This window comes from Acidovorax sp. HMWF018 (assembly GCF_003061035.1).
GTDB classification, from domain to species: domain Bacteria; phylum Pseudomonadota; class Gammaproteobacteria; order Burkholderiales; family Burkholderiaceae_C; genus Acidovorax; species Acidovorax delafieldii.
Genome location: NZ_QAIM01000574.1, coordinates 782 through 4,239 on the forward strand (window position 1 = coordinate 782; position 3,458 = coordinate 4,239).

Below are 3,458 nucleotides of genomic sequence, written 5' to 3' on the forward strand. Positions count from 1 at the left end.
AGCTCATCGAGGCAACGCTGTCAACACTGGCCACAGCCCCAGGTGACGGCCAGACGACGGTGGAGACCGCGCACCAGGGCCAGTCTCGTGGTGGCCAGAGCTACACCCGCAAGGTCTACACCGTGGCGGGTGGCGCCCCGTCGGCCAGCGCACTGACTGGCACGGTGGTGGCAGAACACTGGGTGCTGCACGGCGCAGGGCACGCGTGGGCCGGTGGGCACGCGGGCGGCAGCCATACCGACCCTGCCGGGGTCGACGCCACGGCGGAGATGCTGCGGTTCTTTTTAGCGCACCCCAAGGGCTGAGGCACTGCCCGCCGGGATCAGCGCGGAGTGCGGCGCGCCTTGCGATAGCGCTGGGTGGCCTCGGCCACCATGGCGTCCTTGGGCAACAGCTGGGTGCCGCCCACCCACAGCTCGGTGGCGGTGCCGCTGGCATCGCGCACGCGGCGCACCGGCTGGCCGGGGCTGGCGTAGGCCGAGGCTTTCCGGACCACGCCGGTGTCGCGCCCGGTGATGGCCAGCTCCGTGGTGGCGGCGTTGAACGGCACGAACATGGCGGGCACCACCTGGCACACCACCTTGCCCATGGGCACCAGGTCGCTGGCGCCCCACAGGCTCCACCAGCGCCCCGCCCAGGCGGCTTCCTTTTTGCCCGGCGCGCCATGCTGCTGGAACGCGAACAGGATGCTGGCAATGCCTTCCACCCATTCGGTGGACAAGCCGTCCTGCGCATTGGTGAGCACGGTCACCGTGAGGTCGAGCGCGGGGTAGCGCGCCGTGCGCGACAGGAACCCTTGCAGGCTGCCGGTGTGGCCCATCCATTCGCGCGGGCCCGGCGCGCTGAGCATGGTGCCCAGGCCGTAGTGGGACTCGAACAGGTTGCAGGGGTCGCGCCAGCGGCGCTGCGCCATCTCGCGGCGGCTGGCGGGTGACAGGATGCTGCGCTGGCTGTCTGGCGCCAGCTGCGAAAAGAAGCGGGCCACATCCGACGCGGTGGACACAAACCCGGCCGCCGGGGCCATGGCGTCGCACCGGTTGTCGCCCGGCACGATGAGGCGCTGGCCGAACGGAAACTCGCTGCTGTGGCCCACGGCCATCGGGGCGCTCCGCGCCAGGCGCGGCATGTCGGGCACGGTTTCCTGCAGGCCCACAGCATCGATCACGTGGCGCTGCATCCAGCGCGCGTAGTCCGTGCCGGTCACCTGCTCCATCATCAGCCCCAGCAGCCCGTAGCCGTGGTTGGAATACTTGAGCTGCACGCCCGCCTCCAGCGGCGGCTTGGCGCGCAAATCCGCCAGCAGCTCGGTGCGCGAGAGAAACGGCCGCCGGTCCAGAAACTGGCCGGCATCGGGGCCGTCGCGCGTCACGCCTGCGCTGTGCGACAGCAGCTCGCCAATGCGGGCGCGGGCCAGGTCCTTGTGCAGGCCATCGACATAGCGGCCAATGGGGTCGTCCAGCCCGACTTGGCCCTGCTCGCGCAGCAGCATGACGCCCGCTGCCGTGAAGGTCTTGGAGTGCGAGGCAATGCGCAGACGATGCCGGGACGTGAGGGGTTGGTGGGTGCGCATGTCGGCCACCCCCAGCGCCAGCTCTGCCACCGTTTCGCCGCCGCGCGCGATAGCCACGGAACACCCGGGCTGGCGGAAGCGCTCCAGTTGCAGGTCCAGCCATTGCGGCAGGTAGTCCAGCGCGGCGCGCAGCCAGGCCGGTGAGGTGGCGTTTTTCTTCATGGTGTGCTCGGCTCCATGCATCCAAGAAAAGGAGTGCGGCAGTGTAGGCCACGCACTGGATAAGCACAGAGGCACACAGACACCCTGGGCGCACAGGATGGTCTGCGGGGCGGCGGCACAATCCTTCCTTTTCGCACGCAAGCCCATGTCCCCCATCGCCGTCATCGACTTTGAAACCACCGGCGTCTCGCCCGGCCAGGGCGCGCGTGCGACCGAGGTGGCCATCGTGCTGCTGGAGGGCGGCCGGGTGGTGGACAGGTTCCAGAGTTTGATGAAGACCGGGGTGTGGATTCCGTCGTTCATCACCCAGCTCACCGGCATCACCAACGCGATGGTCAACGCCGCGCCCGATGCGGCGCAGGTGATGCAGGACGCCGCGCGCTTTGTGGGCGACGCGCCCATGGTGGCGCACAACGCGTCGTTCGACAGCAAGTTCTGGCAGGCCGAACTGGCCCTCGCCGGGCTGCCTGCACCGCAGCCGTTTGCATGCACGGTGCTGCTGTCGCGGCGCCTGTACCCCGAGGCGCCCAGCCACAAGCTGGGCACGCTGGTGGACTACCACGGCCTGCCGCGCACGGGCCAGGCCCACCGGGCGCTGGCCGACGCTGAGATGGCTGCCGCGCTGCTGGCCCGCATGCAGCACGACCTGCGCACCCGCTGGCGCGTGGCCGAGCCCAGCTACACACTGCTGCAAACGCTGCAGCGCTGCGCCAAGCCCAAGATAGGGGCGCTGCTGGCGCAGCATGCGGGCGCCTGATCCGACCTGCCCGCTGGCGATGTCGCTGCACTTTTACTATTGAATTGATAGCTGCCAGCGCATGATTCACTAGCGCTTGCGGCACTTTTGACTTGAATACAGGGCTGACGACCGTTCTCCAGAGCATTCGTCTGCAGGGGCCGCGCAAGTCCCTCCGCAACGGGTGCAATCGCCTGCTCTGCCGATAATCGATCAGGACTTGCACGACGGAGCTTTGCCACCGGTGGCGCAGCCCCGCCTTCGTCCTCAAAACCTGTTCACGACGACAACATGAAAGGCTTGGCCATGGGGTATCTGGTACTGGGACTGGTGCTGTTTCTGGGCGTGCACTCGGTGCGCATCGTGGCCGATGGCTGGCGCACGCAGACGCTGGCACGCATGGGCGAGATGCCTTGGAAAGGGCTGTATTCGCTGGTGTCGGCCGTGGGCCTGGTGCTCATCGTCTGGGGCTATGGCCTGGCGAGGCAGCAGCCCGTGGTGTTGTGGGTGCCGCCCATCGGCATGCGGCACGCTGCGGCGCTGCTGACGCTGATTGCCTTTGTGCTGCTGGTCGCCACCTATGTGCCGCGCAATGCCATCAAGGCCCGGCTGCACCACCCCATGGTGCTGGGCGTGAAGGTGTGGGCGCTGGCGCATGTGTTGTCCAACGGCAACCTGGCCGACGTGCTGCTGTTTGGCAGCTTTTTGCTGTGGGCCGTGCTGAGCTTTCGCGCCGCGCGCCAGCGCGACCGGGCGCAGGGCACCGTGTACGCGGCAGGCAGCGCTGCAGGCACGGCGGCGGCTGTGGTGGTGGGTGCAGTGGCCTGGGCGGGCTTTGCGTTCTGGGGCCATGCATGGCTGATCGGCGTGGCGCCGCTGGGGCGGTGATCGAACGCCGGGATGACCCGCAACGCAAATGCCGGAGAATCCGCGCTTTGCGTTTTTTCCTTTCTCGCTGAGACCTCTATGACCGAAGCCACCACCCCCAAC

The 3,458-nt window shown here is 68.3% G+C and carries 3 protein-coding genes and 1 pseudogene; 3 read left to right on the forward strand and 1 reads right to left on the reverse strand.

The genetic code is table 11. The features are described 5' to 3' along the window. Positions 1-305, forward strand: a pseudogene (locus tag DBR23_RS30065) (esterase); the annotation flags it as partial. A gap of 17 nt (positions 306-322) precedes the next feature. Here the strand turns inward: DBR23_RS30065 and DBR23_RS24545 are convergent. Then, on the reverse strand, positions 323-1,732 hold the full coding sequence (locus DBR23_RS24545; RefSeq protein WP_108499865.1) for a serine hydrolase: 1,410 nt from the start codon (positions 1,730-1,732) through the stop codon (positions 323-325). Between the two features lie 145 nt (positions 1,733-1,877). Between DBR23_RS24545 and DBR23_RS24550 the strand changes: the two genes are divergently transcribed. After that, the gene (locus DBR23_RS24550) at positions 1,878-2,489 is read left to right on the forward strand and encodes a PolC-type DNA polymerase III (RefSeq protein WP_108499867.1); all 612 of its coding nucleotides are present in this window, start codon (positions 1,878-1,880) and stop codon (positions 2,487-2,489) included. Between the two features lie 285 nt (positions 2,490-2,774). Then, positions 2,775-3,356: an NnrU family protein gene (locus DBR23_RS24555; protein ID WP_108499866.1), complete on the forward strand. Its 582-nt coding sequence runs from the start codon at positions 2,775-2,777 to the stop codon at positions 3,354-3,356. The last annotated feature ends 102 nt before the right edge of the window (positions 3,357-3,458 follow it).